Source organism: Dyadobacter endophyticus, from assembly GCF_014641595.1.
GTDB lineage: Bacteria > Bacteroidota > Bacteroidia > Cytophagales > Spirosomataceae > Dyadobacter > Dyadobacter endophyticus.
The window spans coordinates 2,429,552-2,450,698 of record NZ_BMIA01000001.1 but is presented as its reverse complement, the minus strand read 5'-3'; the positions used below and the strand labels follow the sequence as shown (position 1 = coordinate 2,450,698).

18 protein-coding genes are annotated in these 21,147 nt (G+C 50.9%); 6 read left to right on the top strand and 12 right to left on the bottom strand.

Features of this window, described 5'->3' with window-relative positions:
- Positions 1-210: 210 nt before the first annotated feature.
- The 7 genes from IEY24_RS09990 to IEY24_RS09960 all read right to left on the bottom strand — a co-directional run bounded on the left by IEY24_RS09990 (position 211) and on the right by IEY24_RS09960 (position 11,455).
- Entirely contained in the window at positions 211-1,374 is a 1,164-nt protein-coding gene (locus IEY24_RS09990; protein WP_188931206.1) for a hypothetical protein, read from the bottom strand.
- 172 nt (positions 1,375-1,546) lie between these two features.
- Entirely contained in the window at positions 1,547-2,116 is a 570-nt protein-coding gene (locus tag IEY24_RS09985) for an ExbD/TolR family protein (protein ID WP_188931204.1), read from the bottom strand.
- Positions 2,117-2,229: 113 nt separating this feature from the next.
- Positions 2,230-2,937: a DoxX family protein gene (locus IEY24_RS09980; RefSeq protein WP_188931202.1), complete on the bottom strand. Its 708-nt coding sequence runs from the start codon at positions 2,935-2,937 to the stop codon at positions 2,230-2,232.
- Between the two features lie 96 nt (positions 2,938-3,033).
- Complete coding sequence (locus IEY24_RS09975; RefSeq protein WP_188931201.1) at positions 3,034-5,691, bottom strand: ABC transporter permease; 2,658 nt, start codon at positions 5,689-5,691, stop codon at positions 3,034-3,036.
- Positions 5,688-6,023 carry a PadR family transcriptional regulator gene (locus IEY24_RS09970; protein WP_188931199.1) on the bottom strand — a complete coding sequence of 112 codons (336 nt, stop codon included), beginning with the start codon at positions 6,021-6,023 and terminating at the stop codon, positions 5,688-5,690. Before IEY24_RS09970 ends, IEY24_RS09975 begins: the two co-directional genes overlap by 4 nt.
- Before the next feature lie 331 nt (positions 6,024-6,354).
- The gene (locus IEY24_RS09965; protein ID WP_188931197.1) at positions 6,355-8,133 is read right to left on the bottom strand and encodes a RagB/SusD family nutrient uptake outer membrane protein; all 1,779 of its coding nucleotides are present in this window, start codon (positions 8,131-8,133) and stop codon (positions 6,355-6,357) included.
- 7 nt (positions 8,134-8,140) lie between these two features.
- Entirely contained in the window at positions 8,141-11,455 is a 3,315-nt protein-coding gene (locus IEY24_RS09960) for a SusC/RagA family TonB-linked outer membrane protein (protein ID WP_188931195.1), read from the bottom strand.
- A gap of 347 nt (positions 11,456-11,802) precedes the next feature.
- Here IEY24_RS09960 and IEY24_RS09955 point away from each other — a divergent pair, with 347 nt between their 5' ends.
- From IEY24_RS09955 to IEY24_RS09945, 3 genes are read left to right on the top strand one after another with little or no spacing between them, the layout of a single operon-like run.
- Entirely contained in the window at positions 11,803-12,345 is a 543-nt protein-coding gene (locus IEY24_RS09955; RefSeq protein WP_188931193.1) for a RidA family protein, read from the top strand.
- Between the two features lie 58 nt (positions 12,346-12,403).
- On the top strand, positions 12,404-12,853 hold the full coding sequence (locus tag IEY24_RS09950) for a VOC family protein (protein ID WP_188931191.1): 450 nt from the start codon (positions 12,404-12,406) through the stop codon (positions 12,851-12,853).
- Positions 12,850-13,518: a DNA alkylation repair protein gene (locus IEY24_RS09945; RefSeq protein ID WP_188931189.1), complete on the top strand. Its 669-nt coding sequence runs from the start codon at positions 12,850-12,852 to the stop codon at positions 13,516-13,518. The genes IEY24_RS09950 and IEY24_RS09945 overlap by 4 nt, the downstream gene beginning before the upstream one ends.
- Positions 13,519-13,524: 6 nt before the next feature.
- Here IEY24_RS09945 and IEY24_RS09940 read toward each other — a convergent pair whose 3' ends face one another.
- Positions 13,525-14,307, bottom strand: a complete 783-nt coding sequence (locus IEY24_RS09940) for a methyltransferase, TIGR04325 family (RefSeq protein WP_188931187.1) — start codon at positions 14,305-14,307, stop codon at positions 13,525-13,527.
- Between the two features lie 268 nt (positions 14,308-14,575).
- Between IEY24_RS09940 and IEY24_RS09935 the strand changes: the two genes are divergently transcribed.
- From IEY24_RS09935 to IEY24_RS09925, 3 genes are read left to right on the top strand one after another with little or no spacing between them, the layout of a single operon-like run.
- Positions 14,576-15,565 carry a glycosyl transferase gene (locus tag IEY24_RS09935; RefSeq protein ID WP_188931185.1) on the top strand — a complete coding sequence of 330 codons (990 nt, stop codon included), beginning with the start codon at positions 14,576-14,578 and terminating at the stop codon, positions 15,563-15,565.
- Between the two features lie 18 nt (positions 15,566-15,583).
- On the top strand, positions 15,584-15,958 hold the full coding sequence (locus IEY24_RS09930) for a sugar 3,4-ketoisomerase (protein WP_188931183.1): 375 nt from the start codon (positions 15,584-15,586) through the stop codon (positions 15,956-15,958).
- Between the two features lie 29 nt (positions 15,959-15,987).
- Entirely contained in the window at positions 15,988-16,845 is an 858-nt protein-coding gene (locus IEY24_RS09925) for a glycosyltransferase family 2 protein (protein WP_188931181.1), read from the top strand.
- On the opposite strand, the gene IEY24_RS09920 is transcribed toward IEY24_RS09925, so the two are convergent.
- The 4 genes from IEY24_RS09920 to IEY24_RS09905 all read right to left on the bottom strand — a co-directional run bounded on the left by IEY24_RS09920 (position 16,842) and on the right by IEY24_RS09905 (position 21,138).
- Positions 16,842-17,549 (bottom strand): glycosyltransferase, encoded by a 708-nt coding sequence (locus tag IEY24_RS09920; protein WP_188931179.1) that lies wholly within the window; start codon positions 17,547-17,549, stop codon positions 16,842-16,844. The genes IEY24_RS09925 and IEY24_RS09920 overlap by 4 nt on opposite strands.
- Before the next feature lie 3 nt (positions 17,550-17,552).
- Positions 17,553-18,401 carry a glycosyltransferase family 2 protein gene (locus IEY24_RS09915; protein ID WP_188932290.1) on the bottom strand — a complete coding sequence of 283 codons (849 nt, stop codon included), beginning with the start codon at positions 18,399-18,401 and terminating at the stop codon, positions 17,553-17,555.
- Positions 18,385-19,182, bottom strand: a complete 798-nt coding sequence (locus IEY24_RS09910) for a glycosyltransferase family 2 protein (RefSeq protein WP_188931177.1) — start codon at positions 19,180-19,182, stop codon at positions 18,385-18,387. The genes IEY24_RS09915 and IEY24_RS09910 overlap by 17 nt, the downstream gene beginning before the upstream one ends.
- Positions 19,183-19,902: 720 nt before the next feature.
- The gene (locus IEY24_RS09905; RefSeq protein WP_188931175.1) at positions 19,903-21,138 is read right to left on the bottom strand and encodes an MFS transporter; all 1,236 of its coding nucleotides are present in this window, start codon (positions 21,136-21,138) and stop codon (positions 19,903-19,905) included.
- Positions 21,139-21,147: the final 9 nt, after the last annotated feature.

Here is a 21,147-nt window from a genome sequence, read left to right as displayed (position 1 = left end):
AACAACTTACTCTGGATAATTTACACCAACGGCCTATGATCAGTTTGATGGATATTTTTGAACAAAACGAATTGTAATTAGTATGATAATTCGCTTTGCCCACGCTGAAATGTGAAATTGTATTTTTGTTCAATACCTTCTACAAAATGTGCCTGATGTATTATTTGAATAGACGTAATTCTATTTATTGGACATTCAATTGAGGTTTTCTTAAAGCCTTCCTGCGGGCAGTTTCCCGTCCTTCATTGTTGCGACCTGTTGTGGTGTAAATGCGTCGGAGTACAGCGCCGTATCGAAGTGGTAACACCGAAATAACTCCGCGATGAAATGGATGCGTTCGCGCAGGTCTGCCCAATCGATGGCGCCACTTTGGGCAACGCTGTCGGGAGTGGGGTCTATTTCAGAAAGCATCGCCAGCAAGCCTGCGCACGAGAGTTGCAGCAGGGGTGCGGGATAAGGTTTGTTGAGATCTTTGCCCAGCGAAAGACGGAGGTCGGGAGGGATAGTCAATGTCATGAGGTGTGTAGTAAGTAGTCCCCTCACAATGCCCTGTAACCGGTTCATCAATTGGTCGATGGCTGCGTCCAGCCGCGATGTTTTGCCGGTGATTTTCAGGTAAGCGAGCCGGATCCGGGCCAGCCAGCTGTCGGGAGGAAAAAAGCTGTCGATTATCTGTTTGCGGACCATTTCGATATCTACCGCTAATGCAGCATTCAGCGACGCCGCTATTTCCGGTTGCAGACGGGTCTGTTCATGAAACCCGATTTCGAGATTGGCAAGCAGCTGCAATTCGGTCCGCAACTGCGGGTCTTGCTCAAAAAAAGCCTGGTAGTAATTGGTGAAAGCCTGTTTAAGATATTGCTGTCCATCCGGCGGGTTTCCCGGCCTGAATTCCGCACAAAAGGTATCCAGCCGCTGCTGATCGAAAGCTTCATCAGGAACACACAGCGAAAAGAAACGCGCAAATTCCCAACCGATTTCTTCGAAAACCTTTCGGTTGCCACGAGCAACAGCGTCACTGATCCTATCGGTGATGCTTGCCAGCCAGGCGTTGCGAATAATACCGTGCAGCCTTTGTTCCAGACCACCATTGATTCCCAGTTCTCCGGCGACGCGCCATACCAACTTCAGCTCTTCCAATTGAGCGAGGTTCAACCGGGCCTCCATACTCCGCAGCAGGTCTTCGCGCCTGATACTCTGGCCTGCCTGCTTGGAAGCCCAGGTAGCAAACGTGCACCAGTTGGCAACCGGGCCCGTGCGACCGATAAATGCGGTCGAAAGTTCGCAATAGCATTGCGTAATACGCAAATTGCGGATTGTCGGTTCGGCGATCGCCGCGATAGCCCGCACTTCATCCGGGGAAGGTATATGCATAACCTATGGTTTCCTTGTGAAGTTAAAAATAGCAAATCGAAGAAGGCGAAGCGGAATTACCTATTGAAAGGCTCTCGACGTGCCGGTTCGCGGCCGCGGAATCGGTGCCGGAGGCGTTGCGGTTTCACGCGTCCGGCCCGAAATATCACAGGTTGCTATTTTGACGAACGCATTATTTCTTTTCCAAAATCCGGTCACCGAGTAGTTTCGTCTCCGCGTCCGTCAGATAATCCACCAATGCATAGCGGCTGGACTTGGTAATCGCCATTTCGTCCATCACGTCGACCATGTTTTTATAGCTAGATACCACGGTAGGTTTGATGACAACAACAAGGGAGCGCTCGTCGTCATTGTTTTTGCGTGGCAGGGCATTGACCCGTTTCTGCGCGGCGAAGATGACGTTACGCAGTTCGAATCCCGGACGGGTGGTTTTCAGTGAAGTCGAAGCCTTATTGTCATCCGGAGCGACGCCATCGAGGTAGTAGATCTGGTCGTGGTTGCCCAGGAAAATCGTCAAAACACCCGATGCAGGGAGCGGATGGGTGCCATCGTCCGTTGTTTTATCAGGAAAAAATACGGACATCGAAGTAGGCTTGCTCATAGTGGTTGCAAGCATGAAGAATGTGATCAATAAAAAGCCTAGATCCACCATGGGCGTCATGTCTACGCGTGGGGAAACCCTGTTTCTCACTCTGCCGAGGCCAGTGTCGTGGCGGTTGCCGGATACTTCTATTGCTGCCATTTGTCAGGTTTGGTAAGTTATGAAGGAGACGTTAACCTTACTGATCAAATATATAATTTAATTTTATATAAAAATAAATTTATAATACTATTTAAATTGATTGCCCTACCAATCTACCTCCCGGAAGCCTTTTCGTACTCTGCCACACAAACATCCAGCGGCTTTCCCTGTACGTAAATGCAGTCGCAAAAACGCGTACAGGCTTCCGGGTTGCTATTGCCGGCGCAGCCATTCGAGCATTCCTCCGCGGAGTTGCCTGGGCGGATGTTGTACAGAAAATGGTTTCCTATAATGACCGCCGCGATGATTGCGATGACCAAGCCGAAGAATTTGAAGGGGAATTTGTTGCTGCCCGGCGTGTATTCCTGCATGCCAAGGTCGGCTTGCCGAAAGGGCAGTATGTACTTGATCCTGTCGAAGTACCAGCAGAGCAGATAGATGTTCGCCAGTAGCATAAGCGTGGTGATGCGCGTTCCTTCGAAACGGAGCGCGTACACCAGCACGCAGATATTCAGGATAATAGGAAAGGCCATGAGAGCGCCCAGCAACGCGGTTCGCGGGATTAGCAATAGTACTGCGGTGATCAGCTGCCCGGCGCCGATAAATGTATAATAGTAGCCGGTCAAATGCAGAGCATCGAAATAATGACCAAGCGGATGGTTCGACGGCAGTGCCGTAAACCTGTCGCCCATTATCTTCACAATGCCGGAAGGAATAAAACCCAATGCCAGCCCGATGCGGCAGAAGGTAGCGAAGTAGCGGAACCATTTGTTCCCTTTTGCTTCCAGGTAAAAAGCTGCCAGGCGGCTTAATAAATGCATATCGTTTGGAAATTTTCTCAAATATTTGAAAAGTACTTTGTTTTTCAAAGTAAATGATTAATAAAAATGCCGCCAGGCTGGACTGACGGCGTTTATTTAATCGCTTTTCAGAACCCTCGCCGGATTGCTCCTGGCAGCTTTGGCGGTTTGCGATCCGATCATTACCAGTGCCAGTAGCATTACAGCCAATGTTCCACCCAGCAGTTCGGCGACGCCAATGGGCTGGTGGTAGGCAAAGCGGGCGAGGATTACTTTGTCAAACAGCAGATAGGTGGCCGGCAGGGCGATCAGGGCCGCTATCGCGAGGAGCGTTATAAATCCGCGGCAAAGGAGGTAAATGAGCCCTGGCTCGCTGGCACCCAGTACTTTGCGAATGCTGATTTCTTTCAGTTTGGTTTCGGTGGTGAACACGACCATTCCAAAAAGACCCAGCGAAGCAATGCAGATCGCCAGAAATGCAAGGAAGCCGATGGTTTTTACCATCATGGAAAACTCGCTGTACGCTTCTTCAATTTGCTGATCATAGAAATTGGCTTTTAACGGATGCACCGGATCGAACCGTTTCCAGGCCGATTCAATTTTTACCATAGTACTTTCAACGTCTTTGGATGCGATTTGGAGGTTCAGGTAACCCCACGTCTCGCTTTTCGAATAGCGGAACATCACCGGCTCGATCTTATTTTCCATTGTTCCGTAGTGGAAATCCTTCAATACGCCTACGATGGCAAGCTTCTGCCCGTCGACCTCCACAACCTGGCCCAATGCTTTCTGGGGATCCCGGCCGGCAATGTTGAGCCGTTTCAAAACCTGCTGGTTTACAATAATTTCGCTTTCTTTTCCTTTTTCCGGGCGCAATGTAAAGTTCTTTCCCGCCAATAATTGATGTTGATGGATAGGCAGATAGTTTTCATCTACCATATTCATCCAAACCAATGCAGAATCGCCCGCCATCGGAGCATTTCCCGGCGACGCCGCGCCGGGCTGGTATTTCATTGTGAAACCGTAAATGCTGCCCAGGCTGGTGACCATGCTCGACTGCGAGACCTGTTTCACCCCGGGTATTTCCGCCAATTCCTTTTTCAGGGCCGCAGCATCTTTGCCGCGCAGTTTAATATTCAGGATATTTTCAGTGTTAAAACCCAGGTCGAAATTCAGAAAGCCTTTGTATTGGCTGTAACCGACGAGGGTAGTGGCGATGAATATCAATGATAGTGCATATTGCGCCACGATAAGCACCCGGCGTAACCCGATATGCTTGAAAATCTTAATCCCCGACGCATCTTTCATGACAGAAAGGGCATTGATTTTCGAGAAAAACACAGCCGGAAGAAAGCCGGCCGCAAGCCCGGTAAATGCGGCCAAGGCGACAAAGCAGAGCACTGAACGGACCGAAAGACCGAGCGTGAAAATCTCGGGAATGTGGGGGTCAAGCGCAAGGAATTCTCTCCGCAAAAACAGATAAAGCCCGAATGAAAACAGCAATGCAAGAAAGGCGATCATCACCGATTCGGCCATAAACTGTCCAAGAACATGGCTTCCGCGTGCGCCGATGATCTTGCGCACCCCCACCTCGCGTGACCGCCTGAGCGAGCGTGCGACAGAGAGATTAGTATAATTGAAACAGGCCGAAAGGATGATCACAAATGCCAGCCCGCCCAATATCCAGAGCATGAGAGGTGTCATCCGCGGGCCCGTATTGTTAGAAAGTTTGCCGCCTAATGCGATATCCTTTAACGGTTGGAGCGATAAGGTCACTTTCTTTCGGTACAAAGCCTTGTTTTCTTCCTTGCTAACCTGGTTGAATGCCCGTTGTATACCCGCTGTGTTGCCACTTTTGGGGAGCGTCACGTATATGTAGTTGGACCACACATTGTCCCAGTTGTCGAAGCCCTCGTCCTTCTTTCCGAATGTCGCGTAAGCGGTGGCGAACGATATCAGGGCGTCGAAACGGATGTGGGAGAGGTGCGGAACGTCCTTTGCCACGCCGGTAACCTGGTAATCGAGCGTGTCGAAGCGTACCGTCTGCCCCAGCACATGCGTATTGCCGAAAAGTTTTAGCGCTGTTTTTTCTGTCAAAACCAGCGAATAGGGTTCTTTGAGCGCTGTCGCTGGATTTCCAGCTATCAGCGGGAAGGTAAGTACTTTGAAAAACGATTGGTCGGCATAGGTACCTTCGAGCGGGAAAGTGTTTTGTCCGACCTTGGCATCTCCCGAAAATCCGTTTCGTATGATCGTGAAATCCTCTATTCCGGGGACGTCGCCGCCGAGTCTTTGAGCAACTCTTACCGACGAGGAGGCAAGATCCATTGGCGGCTGCCCATCGTCCTGATGGCGGGTAATAACGCGATAAATGCGGTCCTTCTTTTCATGAAAATCGTCGTAAGAACGCAAGTCGTTTACAATGGCAATTACCAGCAATCCTACCGACATGCTCACCGCCAGGCCGACGATATTGATGAACGAAAACAGTTTGTTGCGCACAAGGTTACGCCTCGAAGTTTTGAAATAGCTGCCGATCATCATGAAATGGGTTATAAAGGTGAGAAGTTCTATTTTGCGGATGGTGTAAGGCCGCAGGAACTTGATCACATCGAGCATATACACGAAACGTGCGCGTCCCGGCCCCTTCTCGCGTACATTGCGGAGGAAATACTCGTAAAGATCGCCTTCGAGGTCTTCGAGCAGCCGGGGACGGCAATACCATCTCAGGAAACTGGTGGCCCATTTCGGTGGCTGCGGGTCAGGTTTTTTCATATCGAACCTTCCAGGTTAAAGCCGGGGATATTCCGCCAGATTGCCTCGCGCAATTCCTTCGCACGGGTGAGCGCCACCTTGCCTGCGTGCGATACTTCATAAAATCGCTTGCGTTTCCCTCCGCGGGTAGCGCTGGCGTCGCCGAGGTGGCTTTTGGCCAGCCCTTTTTCTTCAAGCCTGTTCAGTACGGCGTGTACTACGCCAAGCTTCGCCGAGCGGCCGGTATACCTTTCCAGCTCATCACAAATTGCCACGCTGTACGCTTCCGTCCCGAGTGCCGCGATCGTCAGCAATACCAGTTCTTCAAATTCGCCAAGGTTAGTCCCTTTCACTGGCAGATAATGGTTTAGCTTATTTAATCATTAAATGTATGTATTATCAAATTATAAAATCATATTTTGTATGTAAAATATTTTTTAGCCCCGGTCTTAAGACCGGGGCAATTGACCCCGGCAAGAGACAAGAGAAAGGCATAAAAAAGCGAGGCCGCCGGAAACGACAACCTCGCTCTCATAACCCAGGTCTTAAGACCTGGGGTCACCCGCTCTGGGCCGCCCGGGGTCATCCACCTGGGGGCGAGCTGGGGTGTTGCCGCCCGGGGGCTCGCCTGATAACCTAAGCCTGGTAGGCCCTATAACTGGCTCCATCTGACAAAGCCTGATATTACCAGCCCGGATTCTGGCCCAATGCCGGGTTGCGAATGCGATCCGGTTCGGGAATGGGGTAGAGGTATTTCTTATCCGCCCATTCACGTGCCCCGGGGTTCCAGATCACTTCGCCGGAAGTGCCTTTTGAAAGCTGGATACGTCCTACGGCCGTCGATGGGCTTACATCCACAAATGCGATACCCGGAGTTGTCGACGTAGGTTTGGTTCCCTGATAGAAATACACGTCGTTCTTGCCGTCGCTGTTCAGGTCGTACTCGCCGAGTGCCGGAACGTACATGCCGTTCATCGGCGCATCCTGGAACAGGTTACCCAGTTTCCATCTTCTCAGGTCGTCCGGACGGAGGCCTTCGAAGACGAGCTCCGTACCTCTTTCACGCAATACTTCCAGTAGCACAGGATTGCTGAACTTACCCCCGAAAAATGATATCATATAAGGATCGGCCGTGGTGGGTAGGGATGTCAACGTAGCGCCGGTGATACCTGCCCGTTTGCGCAGCGCACCGATGGTACTGGTCCATTCGGCGGCCGTCATTTTGTCCAGTTCAGCCAATGCTTCTGCCTTGTTAAGGAGCACTTCCGCCCAACGCATGACAATGTGAGCGTTGTCGTTACGGCTTTCATCATCGAAAGGAAAACGCTCGTCGTAGCACCATTTGATCGGCTGGTAACCTGTGTAGGTTTGACTGAAATTCGGTGGCGCAACCACGGGAACACCGTTTTCAGTACGCGTGTAATCGCCGGTGCGGATGGTTTGTTTCAAACGCAGGTCGCGGTTTTTTACTTCTTCAACAAACGGCGTGGTTTCATATCCCTTTTTGCTGGTGAATGGGGTGCCGTCCAGGTTCAGGTAAGTATTTACAAAACGGCGTGTCAGGCTGGGACGGTTACCGTAAGTAGGACTGATGAACCGGCGGTTGGCAGAGCTGTACACCTGCAAGTTCGCACTTAATGCAACGGAAAGGATCGATTCGTCGGCGTATGCGCTCTTTGCGATGAATAAATCACGGTAGGCCCGGTCCGCGGCGGCTGAATGCAGCGTAAAGCCGGCGATTGCATTGGCTTCTTTCACCACTTCTTCATACCAGGTGTTGGCGGTCGCCTGCTTGTTGTCCTCGGTATGGTACTTCCGCCACGACGCCTCGAACAGCGCAATACGCGTTTTGTAAGCGCGCGCAACGTTTTTAGTAATACGTGTTACCGACGGATCGGAAGCCAATGTAATGTTCTCGATCGCGAAATTCAGGTCTGCAAGCACCTTTTCCATTACCTCGTAACGGTTCATACGAGGACCGTACAGGCTAACATCATCTTTTACATCGATGGTTTTGTCGATCCAGGGTACATCACCGAACCTTTTGACCTTATCAAAGTAAAACAACGCCCTGAAAAAACGCGCCACGCCCAGGTAGTGGTTTTTGGTAGGAACGGTGCTTTTCTCTGTGTTTTCTAAAAAGTAGTTGATATTCCTTACCGGTGCCCAGTCGCTGACTGACCATCCTGAGCTGGTGATCGGGCTCAACGCATTTACAGCCAGGTAATTATCTACGCCATTACGCGCTACGAGGTCGGAATTGTCGTCGATTTGGAATACGCCAACGTCCGGATCAGGAAGCAAGTTGTAAAAAGAGCTTGCGTAAAGTTCAAGACCACTTTCTGAACCGAAAACGGCGTCGTTAGTCGCGGTATCTACCGGCACCTCATTGAGGTCGCAGGAGCTTGCCGTGGCTATCAGCATGGCGGCAAGCATATAGTTAAGTATTTTTCTAGTCTTCATAATTCCATTAAAAATTGAGTGACAAGCCAATAGATACGGCTTTCAACATCGGGTAATTGTATCCGTCGCCGGCGCCTCCGTTACCAAGATCGCGGTCGGAACCGTAAATGCTGGTCACGTCGGTGTCGCGTGTCCATTTGTACAGCGGCGACCAGGTCCAGAGGTTTTCACCGGAAACGTAGACTTGCAGCGAGCGGGCGTGGATTTTCGAGGTAATGCGCTCCGGAATCGTGTAACCTATTTGCAGGTTCCTGAGGCGGATGTAGCCTACGTTCTGCATGTAACGGTCGTTGGCTACCTGCAATGCACGGCCGGTGCCTTGGGCCACATAACCTACGAGACGTGGGAGATAGGCATCGAAGTTGCCCAGCTCCTCGCGGTACATATTGTCCTGTTGCCAGCGGGGGTAGGAGTTGTAGGGACGGTTGTACTGTCCCCAGAAACGCGCTTCCGACGAGGGGTACCAGTTTTGTTTGATCACACCCTGGAAGAATGCGCCCACGAAGAAGCCGCTCCAATCCCCCGACAGGTTGACCCCGTAGGAATAGCGGGGTTCGGAGTTACCGATAATGCTTTTGTCCCCCGAGTTGCCGACGCGGTTCAGTCCCTGGTAGATCACGTTGTCGCCATCCAGGTTCTGGAATTTGAGGTCACCTACGTAGTTTTTCCGGGTGTTGGTGTTCGGAATGTTGCTTTGCGAAGGAGACTCGGCAATTTCCGCGTCCGACCTAAACAGGCCGGCCACCTTGTACCCCCAAATCTCGCCCACACGCTGGCCTTCGTAGTAGTCGGTCAGGTTTTTGTCGGGATTGTTGTATTTGGTGATAGTCGCTTTGTAGTCCGCCAATGTGAAACGCACATTGTAATGCAATGGCTTCGATGCCACGTTGAACTGATCGTCCCAGGTGACGGTAAGCTCCCACCCGTTGGTTTTTAGGTCGGCGTAGTTCCCAAATGGTACAGCTGTTCCGTAAATGGCAGGAACCGTTGGGCCTACGGTGAACATGTCCGTCGTTTTGCGCTGGTAAATGTCTCCCGAGAATTGCAGACGGCTATTCAGGGCGTAAAAGTCCAGACCGAGGTTGGCAGTTGTAGCAGTTTCCCAGGTCAGACCATTGGGTACTACGGCCGGCATGCTGGTGGCTTGCGGACGGATACCGTTGATCACACGTCCCAATTGCGAAATGCCAAACTTCTCGTTGAATGTGTAAGGGGGGATGTTACCATTACCCAACGAGCCATAAGAGGCGCGAATCTTTACGTTCGAAAGGATTTTCGGGCTTACTTTCCAGAACGGTTCTTCGGATACCCGCCATCCGGCCGATACCGACGGGAAGAACGCCCATTGCTGGTCAGTCGGGAATTTAGAAGAGCCGTCGTAACGCCCGTTCACTTCAAGCAGGTAACGTTCGCGGAAATTGTAGTTCAAACGGAAGAAACCACCGGCAATGGCCCATTTCTGGTAACCGCCTCTGGTAGTGATGCTTTGTCCCAATGCAAGGTTAATATCGTCGGCGTCGCTGTACACGATGCCGTTACGCGAGGCACTCAGGCTGGTGGTCAATGACCTTTCGTAGTTGAAACCGCCCAGCAAGGTGAAATTATGCGCATTGTTGAACGACTTCACATAGTCCGCATAGAAGTTCGTAGCCAGATAGTTGGTGGTTCCTCTGCTTTCCGAAATATCGTTGGTGTTCGTGCCGGTGTATCCGATCACCCCTTTGGTACGGCTGTAAGGCACCTGAACCCGGTTTTGCTGTATAGCGACGTCAGTGCTCTGGAAAGTCATATTGGCCTTGATCGTCAGAGCCTTGTCGAAGAACTGTGCCTTCAATGCAGTCTGGTTTTTCAGGAAGCGGCGCGTCTGGTCGCTCGCGTTTTTGCCGTAGTAATAATCACCCACCGTGTAAGCCGCCGAGAACGAAAGCGAACCGTCGGGATTAGTCAACGGCGCCAACGGATGGCCCTCATCGGCGATGTTGCGGTAAATGCCGCTTCCTTCCCCTACGTTCAGGGGCTGGTGGTACTTCATCGATGAGAATTCCGTGTTGTTATCGACGCGCAACCACGGAGCCAGCTGAACACCGCCTTTGCCGCGGAAATTGTACATGCTGTATTTATCCGGATTGTAGCGGAAAAGACCGTCCTGGTTGTTGAAGCGCCCGCTCAGGAGGTAGGTAGCCTTGTCGGTACCGCCCGCAATGGAAAGCGCGTGGTCCTGGGCGCTGAGACGCTTTTTATACAGCTCTTTGTACCAGTCGGTGCTGTAATAGTACTGGTATTCGCCGGTAGTAGGGTTCACTTCCACACGTGGGAGCGAGGGGTCCTCGTATCTTCGTTTGATCTCGGCCAGGTAGGTAGGAGAGAAGGCGATGGTTTTGTTGATCGCCGTCGGTGTGCTGCCATTGTCGTTCCAGCGCGACCATGCGTCGCTGAAACCCTGTGCCCATGGGTATGAGTCGGTGATATTGTCGGGTACGGCTGTTGGTGCTTTAATCGAGTAGTTGGCCGAATAGGAAACCCTTATTTTACCTTCCGGTGCCGGCTTGGTAGTGATCAATACCACCCCGAAAACCGCGCGGGCGCCATAAATGGATGCCGAAGCCGCGTCTTTCAGTATCGAAATGCTTTCGATGTCCTGCGGGTTGAGCATGCGCGGGTCACCTTCTACGCCATCAATCAGTACCAGGGCGCTTCCGTTCTGACCGATTGAAGTCGTGCCACGGACGTTGAACGAAGGCGACTGCGTCGGCTTGCCATCGAACATCCGGATGTTCAGGTTGGGCACGGCGCCTACCAGGCCTTGCGCGAGGTTGGGGAGCGGACGGTTTTGCAACACTTCCTGTCCCACCTGATCCACGGCGCCGGTCAGGTTAACTTTCTTTTGAGTACCGTACCCGACAACGACCACTTCGTTAAGGGACTTGCTATCGGCCTTCAATGCGATATCGATCGTGGAGCGTGTGCCCGTCTCGACTTCCTGGCTTACATAACCTACATAGGAGAATACCAGAATGGCCCCTCCTTCCGGGATTTCGAGTGAATAGTTTCCACTGGCGTCGGTAACGCTACCGGTCTGGGACCCTTTAATAACAACGTTCACGCCCGGGATACCGTCGGGGGTATCTCCATCGGTCACGCGTCCTTTGATCTGACGGTCTGCTTTCGCGAAATTCCAGTGTACATGACCGGTTTTGATCCCGGTTTCGAGGGTCGGACTTGCCCAGCTCGTGCCGCCGATCAGGGCGATCAGCGCAGCCTGGGCAATCGATTTGTGTAAGGTGCCTGCACGCAGCGGCCACCTTTCTTTACATCGATACATATGGGTAGATTTTGGGTATGGTGGGTAGATTAAGTTAGTTCCGGTTTTGAGGCGACAAAATTGGGCAATCCTTTGTACTTACCCTTTCGGGGAAAAGCTATTTAACAATATCATAATCTGCCACGGAGCTGGCAACGCTGGCAGCGCAACGGTTAAGTAGAGGACGAGTAACTTGGATTAATAAGTCAAGCAGGGTTAAACAATTACTGTTATTTTTAATTATTTGTTGAATAATTATTAAAAAACAATGTTTAAGCAAAGCCGCCCGACCGGTGGACGGGATCGCGTGTGGTTCTTTCTGAATGATTGTTATTTTTGACTGTATTTTAGATTAAACTAAACCTATCATGTTAAAAACAACTTCATTAGCCGCACTCCTGTTTCTATTCTTCGCTGTCAGTTTTCAGGGTGTAGCACAAACCGGTCGCCCCGATCCGGAAAAAAAGCTGACCGAGCTGGGCATTACCCTGCCCAAACTCAATGCGGGTAAAGGAAATCTCATGCGTGCGGTGCGCGTCGGCAACCTGATCTACCTCTCGGGGCACGGTCCGGATAAGCCCGGTGGCGGGCAAATACTGGGAAAAATAGGGGATGACCTCACCGTCGAGCAAGGAAAAGAGGCCGCCAAACTTTGTGGTATCGCATTGCTGGCCTCCCTGAAATACGAAATCGGCGATCTGAACAAAGTGAAAAGAGTCGTGAAGGTATTGGGCCTCGTAAACTCAACGCCGACATTGACCCAGCAACCGCAGGTGATCAATGGTTTTACCGATTTTATGGTGGAGGTTTTCGGAGAAAGCGGTAAACATGCCCGTTCGGCGATAGGTGTGGCGTCGTTGCCGTCTGGTATTGCCGTGGAGATTGAAATGATCGTGGAAGTAGAACCTTAAAAGGTTTTTTATTGGAAAAACCTTATTATTGAAGGTATTAATCCTAACCACCACCACAATGGCAACTGTAAACATTTACCTCACTTTTAATGGCAACTGCGAAGAGGCCTTTCATTTTTATAAATCTGTTTTCGGAGGAGAATTTCCCTATGTAGGCCGTTTCGGGGAAATGCCGCCGGGAGAGGATGGCAAAAGTATGAGCGCGGAGGATGCGGACAAGATCATGCACATCAGCTTGCCGATCAGTAAGGAAACCATTCTCATGGGAAGCGATACGGGCGGCGAATGGGCATCGCATTATCAGCCGGGCAACAACTTTTCCATTTCGGTCAATGCGGAAAACCGTGGGGAAGCCGATCAGCTTTTTGCCGGTCTCGCGACGGGCGGGCAGGTTACCATGCCGCTCGCGGACACTTTCTGGGGCGCCTATTTCGGGATGCTGACCGATCAATTTGGTATCAACTGGATGGTCAACTACGATGATCCGGAAAAAATGCAGGGCAAATGACGGTCGAAGAAGCGTTAACACGACTTGAATCACTCGGACATGAGAAAGTGCGGGCCATGAATACAAAAAATGGCGCTCACGAAAATCAGTTCGGGGTGAAAATGGGCGACATCCGGGCCATTGCGAATAAGATCAAGGTCGACCACGACCTGGGCCTGGCATTGTGGGATACCGGCAATATCGAGGCGCAGCTTTTGGGTGTACTCGTGATGAAGCCCAAATTGCTGTCCGTTGCCGAAGTCGATAGGCTGGTACATAGCGTCAACTATTTTTGGGTTGCCGACTGGCTTTCTTCCTATATTATCAAAGAGCATCCTCAAAAGGAAGAACTTCGCGAGGCGTGGATGGACTCGGATTATCCGTGGGCTGCCCGCGCGGGTTGGAGCCTTACGGCCGGCCGCGTAGCACGCAGCCCCGAAGGTATTGACGTCGTGGGTTTGCTCGACCGCATTGAATCCGAAATGCCGACAGCCCCTTCCGAAGCGCAATGGACGATGAACACAACTTTGGCGCAGATCGGGATCAATTTTCCCGAGCACCGCGCACGCGCGCTGGCGATCGGTGAAAAGCTGGGCATTTACCGCGACTATCCCGTTTCAAAAGGCTGTACATCGCCTTTTGCGCCGATCTGGATCAATGAAATGGTGAGCAGGCAAAATAAATAACGCCGGTCAGTTTTTGATGAGAAAGAAGCCCTTGTCGTAGCCAGCTTTCACATGGTCGATCTCCATTTCCTGTTCGCCCGCCACAAATGATTCGAATTCCATTTTGATCTCGTATCCTTCAAAATGTTCGAGAAAGCGCTTCTCATTGAAAAACCAGGCCGGGTAATGTGCCTCGTAGATCTCCGGCGGCACTACTTGCAGCGTCAACCGGTCGGTGCGGTCGCCTTTGACGAATGCTGTCCGGTCGATGAGTATGTATTTGAAATTGTATTGCTTGATCTCTTCAAGGAAATCGTGCGGCTTTTCGAGGTATTGTACCACGCTCGAAAGCAACAGGAGGTCGGCCTTTTCGGCTCCCATGCTTTCTTCGATCGTGAAATGAAATTTCAGGGTATTATCTTCAAAAAACTGCTGCCCGCACCGGACGTAATTCTCTTGTTCTACCACGCTCCAATGCAGCTGCACCCCAGGTGGGATGACGTCCCTCACTTGGTAATAGGTGCTACCTAGTGACCCTCCGAAATCAAGCACATTCAGAGTGTTGCCGCATTCGACGGCAGTGTACAGCAGCGCCGAGATGACGGAATAGGGATAGATTTTTTTATCAAACAAAACCGAATCGCGTTCGTACACCGCCTGACCATTTTTTACTTTTAGCAGCGCATTCTTTGTTTTATCCAATATTGCTTCGGCTTCGTAGCCGCCCGACAGTGCGGTCAATGTTTCCCACTTTTTGTAGTCGCCGAACCAACCGTACGGTTTTTTTTTCTTTGGTTTAAAGAATGCCATGTTTCTATTCTAGGGTTTCGTGCAAGTTAGGGCTTTATTCAGTAACCGCATTACAATACGATCTTAGCATAGCCAACTTCGTGATAATGAGACGGATTAGGTCTTATATAACTGGTAGTCAATTAATTATTCTACAATTTTACAACCTGGACGGCAAAAAAATAGTCTGCCATATATTATTTTACCAACCACGAAGAGGACGAGATTCACAATTTATCGCTGATATTTGTAATAGAAGATCGCGGTCTTCCACCCCTAACATATTTTAATGCAGAATTTTTGTACCCTTTTCGATTCATGCTACCTGTCGAGGGGATTGGCGATGTACAATTCGCTGGTCGGGCAAGAGGCTGATTTTCATTTGTATATTTTCGCGTTCGACGACGCTTGCGACGCCTTGCTGCGGCGCCTGAACCTCTCGCATGCAACCATCATTTCCCTAGACGAATTTGAAACGCCGGAACTCCTTGCAATAAAAGAAAGCCGCACGCCCGGCGAGTATTGCTGGACCTGTACCTCTTTCACGATCTGGCATTGTATCCATACATTTTCGCTCGACCACTGCACCTATCTCGATGCGGACCTGCTGTTTTTTGCAGATCCGAAGGTTCTAACGGATGAAATTGGGGAGAAATCAGTGCTGATCACCGCGCACAGATATAGTCCGCAATACGACCAGTCGGGGGATAGCGGCATCTATTGCGTCCAGTTCGTTACTTTTAGAAATACGGACCAGGGGTTGGCGGTACTCCGGTGGTGGATGAACGCTTGCCTGGAATGGTGTTACAACCGTTTCGAGGATGGCAAGTTCGGGGACCAGAAATATCTCGATGATTGGACGGAACGTTTCGAGGGCGTTCACGTGCTCGAACATAGGGGAGGGGGAATCGCACCCTGGAATGCAGTGGACTATTCCTGCGTCAATGCGAACGGACAGGTATTTATTCAGAATGCCGGTACAGGGAAAATTCCGCTTGTTTTCTATCACTTCCACGATTTCCGGTATTGCATCGACAGAACTTTTCGCCTTACTGCTGAACAATATTACCTTCCGGATGATATGATTCGGCTCGTGTACAGTACTTATATCAAAGCGCTTTCTTCCGCTGAGTCCCAAATCTTGCTGATTGATCCGGCCGCCGTTTTCCATGAACAACCGATGGTTTTAAAATGGATAAAGGTCAGCTTGTCGCGGCGTATACAGTTCGGGTTGCGGGGTCGCTATAAGAATTATACCAAAAAGAATGCATTAACCTAAACTAATCGTAAACACCCCTTGGCTCGTTTAATTAATCTGAAAACTTTTACGGACACCCGCGGGAGCCTGACCGTGATCGAGCGTGTCATTCCGTTCGAAATCAAGCGTATTTTCTACGTCAATGGCCCCGATCAATTTAAGAATGGTCGCAAACGGATGAAGCAGGCGGTCATTTGCCTGAAAGGCAATTGCCTGATCACCAACCACACCGGCACCGAAGATCAGCACTTTGTCCTCAATTCGGCAGACCAATGTCTCCTGTTAGCGCCCGAGGACCGGTATGACATGCTTGAAATTGCCGACGATTCCATTCTGATGGTACTCGCCTCCGAGCCGTTTGAGGTTCCGGAGCGCGTACGCGAGCCCTATCAGCGCGAATTGTCGCTTACTTAACGGTTGCCCATAAGTTTTATGCATTGAATATGTCCCTGCCGAAGATTACCATTGTGACCCCCTCGTTTAATCAGGGGAAATACCTGGAAAATACCATCGTGTCGGTGTTGGGGCAGGGGTATCCCAATCTGGAATACATTATTATCGACGGCGGGAGTACCGATGGGTCTGTGGACATTATCCGGAAATATGAGCAGCAGCTTGCCTGGTGGGTCAGTGAGGAGGATAATGGCCTTTACGATGCCTTGCAGAAGGGCTTTGCACGGTCGTCGGGTGATATCATGGCGTGGCTCAATGCCGACGATATGTATCACCCGAAGTCGCTCTTTACGGTCGCCGACCTTTTCGGACGGTTTGCGCACGTGAAGTGGATCATGGGGGCCAACACCTTCTTCGACGAAAGCGGACGGGCTTTCCTTTATGACGACCTTCCGTACGGCCAGCGTTGGTCGAGATTGCGGCTTCAATTGTTCGATGGGCGGTTTATCCAGCAGGAATCGGTCTTTTGGCGGCGCGGGTTGTGGGATCAGGCGGGTAGTTTGATTGACCAAAACCACCCGCTGGCAGCAGATTTCGAACTTTGGCTCCGGTTTTTCAGATACGAGCGCCTGTATTCGACCTCTTTCCTGCTCGGTGGTTTCCGTTTCCGGACCGAAAACCAGAAGAGCTACGACCAGCGCGACCAATATTTAGAGGAAGTAAAACAATTGCTCGTAAAGGACAATAGCAATGCATTGCAGCTAGCCATTTGCCGCGCGATGATGGTTTTGATTCGTATTATTCCAAAAAGAAAATGGCGGAACCGGCTGCTTGTGAAACTCCTCGGCCTTCCGCCTAAGATAGTATTCGACAGGAATGTGGGAATGGTAATGCAGGAAAGTTTTTAATGGCTGAAAATTCGTTCTTTCAGTTTTTTGAATAAAAATCTTACATAAATCACCGGTCCGAAGTGCTTCAAGATCAGCCTGGCCTTCTCTTTTTCAAATACGAGGTCCTTCTGTGTGGACGATATGCCTGTATCGTTGAAAAGTGCGATATCGAAATCCCTGAAAACAAAGTGGTAGCGGCTGTCGCTGTGGCACTGCATGTTGAACACGTGATCTGCTGAAATGCGGTAGCGGGTGTCGTACCTGCGCAGGGAGAATACCCCGGCGGGGTAGATGATCGCCTGATGGTTGATGCCCGTTTTTGCCTGCTTGTAGGGTGCCATTTCTCCCAGGTATTTTTGGCCGGCTTTGAGTACGCTGCCGTAATAAATGGCATAGGGGTCAGTTAACCCGGCAAGCATTTGCGAAAATGCGGGGGTAAGGATATCGTCTGCTCCGATGAAATAAATCCACTTACCCCGGGCATGGTCCAGGGCTTTGTTCATCGCTTCATAGATCCCGCCGTCCTTTTCACTTTTCCAGAAAGCCAGTTTGCCGGCGTTACTGCTAAGAACGGCCGCCGTTCCGTCGGTACTGCCGCCATCCATGACGATGATCTCGATATGCGGGTAATGCTGGCTGTAAATGCTGTCCAGGCATCGCTGCAAAAAACCTTCTGCATTATACGTGACCAGGATGACTGAAATCAATTCACTGTTACCCATGCATTAAAGCGCAAATTCCTGCTCAGCCATCCGGACCGGCTCGATACTTTCAAGATATTGATGAATGCCTTTGCTGCAATAAACCGTTTTGTTGAGCAGCGCATCGGTGAGGTACGCTTCATTTTTTGGGCAGCCGCCACGGTCCACTTCAGGATGATAAATGTGAAAAACCACCCCGCCGAATTTGGCAGCCCGTTTTTTCAGGCCTGCGTTGAGCAACCGAACGGCAATTTCATTGTCCTCACGGCCCCAGGCATGAAACACCTCGTTGTAGCCATTTACACGCAGGAGGTCTTCCCGCCAGAAGGCCATATTGCAGCCGCGCAAAGCAAATATGTCCTGCGTTTTGTAGCGATCGGCCATGTACCTGCACAGCCAGGTGATGCTGAACCGGTTCGAGAAATTCCCGAGTCCCTGTTGAAACGGTGCTACCCTGGCTTGTTGTCTGCCCAGCATGTTTTCGGATAATTCCTTGTTCATCAGTACCCTGCTTCCTGCAACAAAGGTGCCGCGTTTGCTCAATGCCAGGTGGTCTTTGACAAAATGTTTATGCAGGATAAGGTCTCCGTCGATCTGGATAATATAGTCGGCCGAACTGCTCGCAATGGCTTTGTTGCGGATTTTCGAAAGTTGAAAACCTTCGTCTTCCTGCCAGACATGGATCAGTTTCATCGGAAAAGAAGGTCGCAGGGCTTCGATCACCTCCGCGGTTTGCCCCGTAGACCCGTCGTCGGCGATAATCACTTCATCGGGCAATACCGACTGCTCTCTGACGCTGAGCAGGCAAAGCCGCAATGCTTCCGGCCAGTTGTAGGTGGAAATAATCAGCGCGCTCTTAGAGAAGGTTTTCATATCCATTAAGGCATCTTTTGACTTTTGTTAGCAGGGTATGTTGAATGATCTGGCGGTGGACCGGCTCGTTCGACCGCGGCAGTTCTTCGTGGTGCAGGTGGTACTGCACGGCACCCAGCTTCACGATCTTTTTAATGATATTGTTATTGATGAAGCGGGCCGCCAGTTCTTCGTCTTCATGGCCCCATCCACTGAGTTCATTGTTGTAGCCGTTCACGCGCAGGAAATCTTCCTTCCAATAGGAGAGATTGCTGCCTCGGACGCTCCGGCTCTTCATTTCCTTGCGCTGCCCGAGTGATTGCAGCACAGGTAACCGCAATGCATTCAGCCTGTTGTAAACTCCTTTTGAAAAGATGCTGACGTGCGTGCCCGGGGCCCGGAGTAGTTCGTCGGTCTTCGCCGGAGTAAGCCGCGCACGTGACCCGCGTATGAACGTCCCGCGCTCGGCCGCGGCCAGGTGATCTGCCACGAAAGAAGTATGCAGGAGCACATCGCCATCTACCTGGATCACGTAAGAGCCGGAACACTGTCCGATCGCTTTATTAAGGATCTGGCTTTTGCGGAACCCGACGTCCTCGTGCCACGCATGGATAATCGGCACAGGACATGTTTCCTGCATTTTGCGGACCACTTCCAGCGTCCGTTTGTCGGAACCATCGTCGGCGATGACTACCTCCGTTGGTAAGATTTTCTGCTTTATAACACTCAAAAGGCTGCAATGCAGCGCTTCCGCCCAGTTATAAGTTGCAATAATGAGCGATGTTGCCGGAGCGGAATCCATCAATAATCTGAGTTATTATTTCCTGATACACCTGGTGTCGGGTATTTCAAACTTTCCTGAACCTTGATTGCCGACTGGGCTTCCCTGCTTTGAAGGGTATAGCAAACACTTGACACACATGGAGCGTCCATGGTTGTAACCGATGGCTAAGCGATCGGTTAAAAAAAGAGTTGCTGTTCCAGAAACGAGAAGAGGACAGTTCGGGCCGGAAAATAGATTATTTCGGAAACCGCCAGTTACTTGCACTGCTATACGTTCGCCCGCGTTCTGACCGGCCGAGCGGTAACAGGCTAGGAAGTAAATTGTTGATAGGGGACATGCTTTACGTTTGTTAGGGATTGAGTTTCGTCTTTAATTCAGACGTCATAAAGATCGAAAAAGTATAAGAATTACAGCAAAGCAGTTCCCTGTTTTTTTTAATTTATTTTTAACCTTTTTGTGAATGGTGGTACGATGCGGGCTGCGAAGGTCGGGCAGTAAAAAGCCCCGCAAATACGCTCGTATCGCGGGGCTCTTCCGATAGGCTTGCCGGTGGTGTTACCAGGCCGCGCTGTCGCATTATAAGGCTCTTAAGATGCGTAAATGGGCCAGTTTTGATCCTAACAGATTGGGAAAGATTGTATAGTACTGATAAGCCGCTACGACAATCCGGGCGCGCCAGCGATGGTAAATGCTGTGCTGCCGCAGGCAAGATTCAGCAGGGATTTCCTTGTCCGCATGTTACTCGATAATTAACATCACCTCATCTTCTTTTAATACTTCGCTTTTCGCGCTGCGTTCCAGCCATTTGGTGCGGATGATGAGCACCAGCACAGCCAAAATCAGTGCCGCATAGCCAGCGCCGAGCCAAACCTGGCTGTCGATGCGGATGGCCTTCACGACAACGTAGCTGAATGCCGAGGTCGAAAGAATGTACCCGCCGCCCGTTAATCCGCTTGCCAATCCGCCGAATTGCGAAAACCGGGTAAGGCAATAGGCAAGCATGCCATTGAAAATGAAACCTGACGCCGAGTGCAGCAAAATCACGTATACCATCAGCGTGTACAGGTTGTGGTACTGTAATGTAAGCACGATGAGCACACCCGAAACGGCCAGTTGCGCCACGGCTGCTGTGAATAATCTTTGATAGAATGGCTTGGAAATAAGCGCTTTGGATAGCAAGCTTCCACCGAGCATGGCCAGGCCCGAAATCATGGAGCAATTGCCCGTGACGGTTGCGGGGTAATGCATTACTTCTTCGATCAGGAACGGGCTCGACATGTTATAGATCATCAGAACGGCGTACGACAAGCCCAGAATGAGCAGGCCCGAAGTGAAATCCCAGGTCCCGAGCATCGACCGGTAGGCATTACCGATGGTTTTCAGGCGAAATGGTGCTTTTGAGGCGATGGTTTCGCCGCTGAACAGAAGCTCCAATGCAAGAAATACCAACCCGAAAAAGCCGAGGAAGTAGAAATTTGACTGCCAGCCGAAGCGCGTTTGCAGGTACCCGCCCAGAAAAGGCGCAATGATCGGCGCCGCCGACCAGATCACGGAAAATAGGCTCGTGTAATGTTTCAGTTTTTCGCCTTCGAAAAGGTCGAAGAAAAAGGATCTTTTGCTGACCACGATCACTGCAGACATCACTCCCTGTACAGCCCGCATCACATAAATCATTTCAAGGCTTTCGGTGTTTGCGATGACGAAACTGGCGGCACTGAAACCCGCCAGCGCGAAGATATTGGGCCAGAAACGGCCATAGCTGTCGAGCAAGCCACCGACCAGCAGCTGGCTTACGCCGTAAGTTGCGAGAAAAATGGAGATACACAATTGCACGGCCTCGGGCGTAGCGTGCAGCCGCGCGCTCATGGCTGGGAGTGAGGGAATGAACACGTCGAGCGCAAAGCCTGTGATGGGGATCAGGCTGAGGGCCAGAACGGTGCTGACTGTTTTATTGGATTCTTTAAGTCTTTTCATATGCTTGCT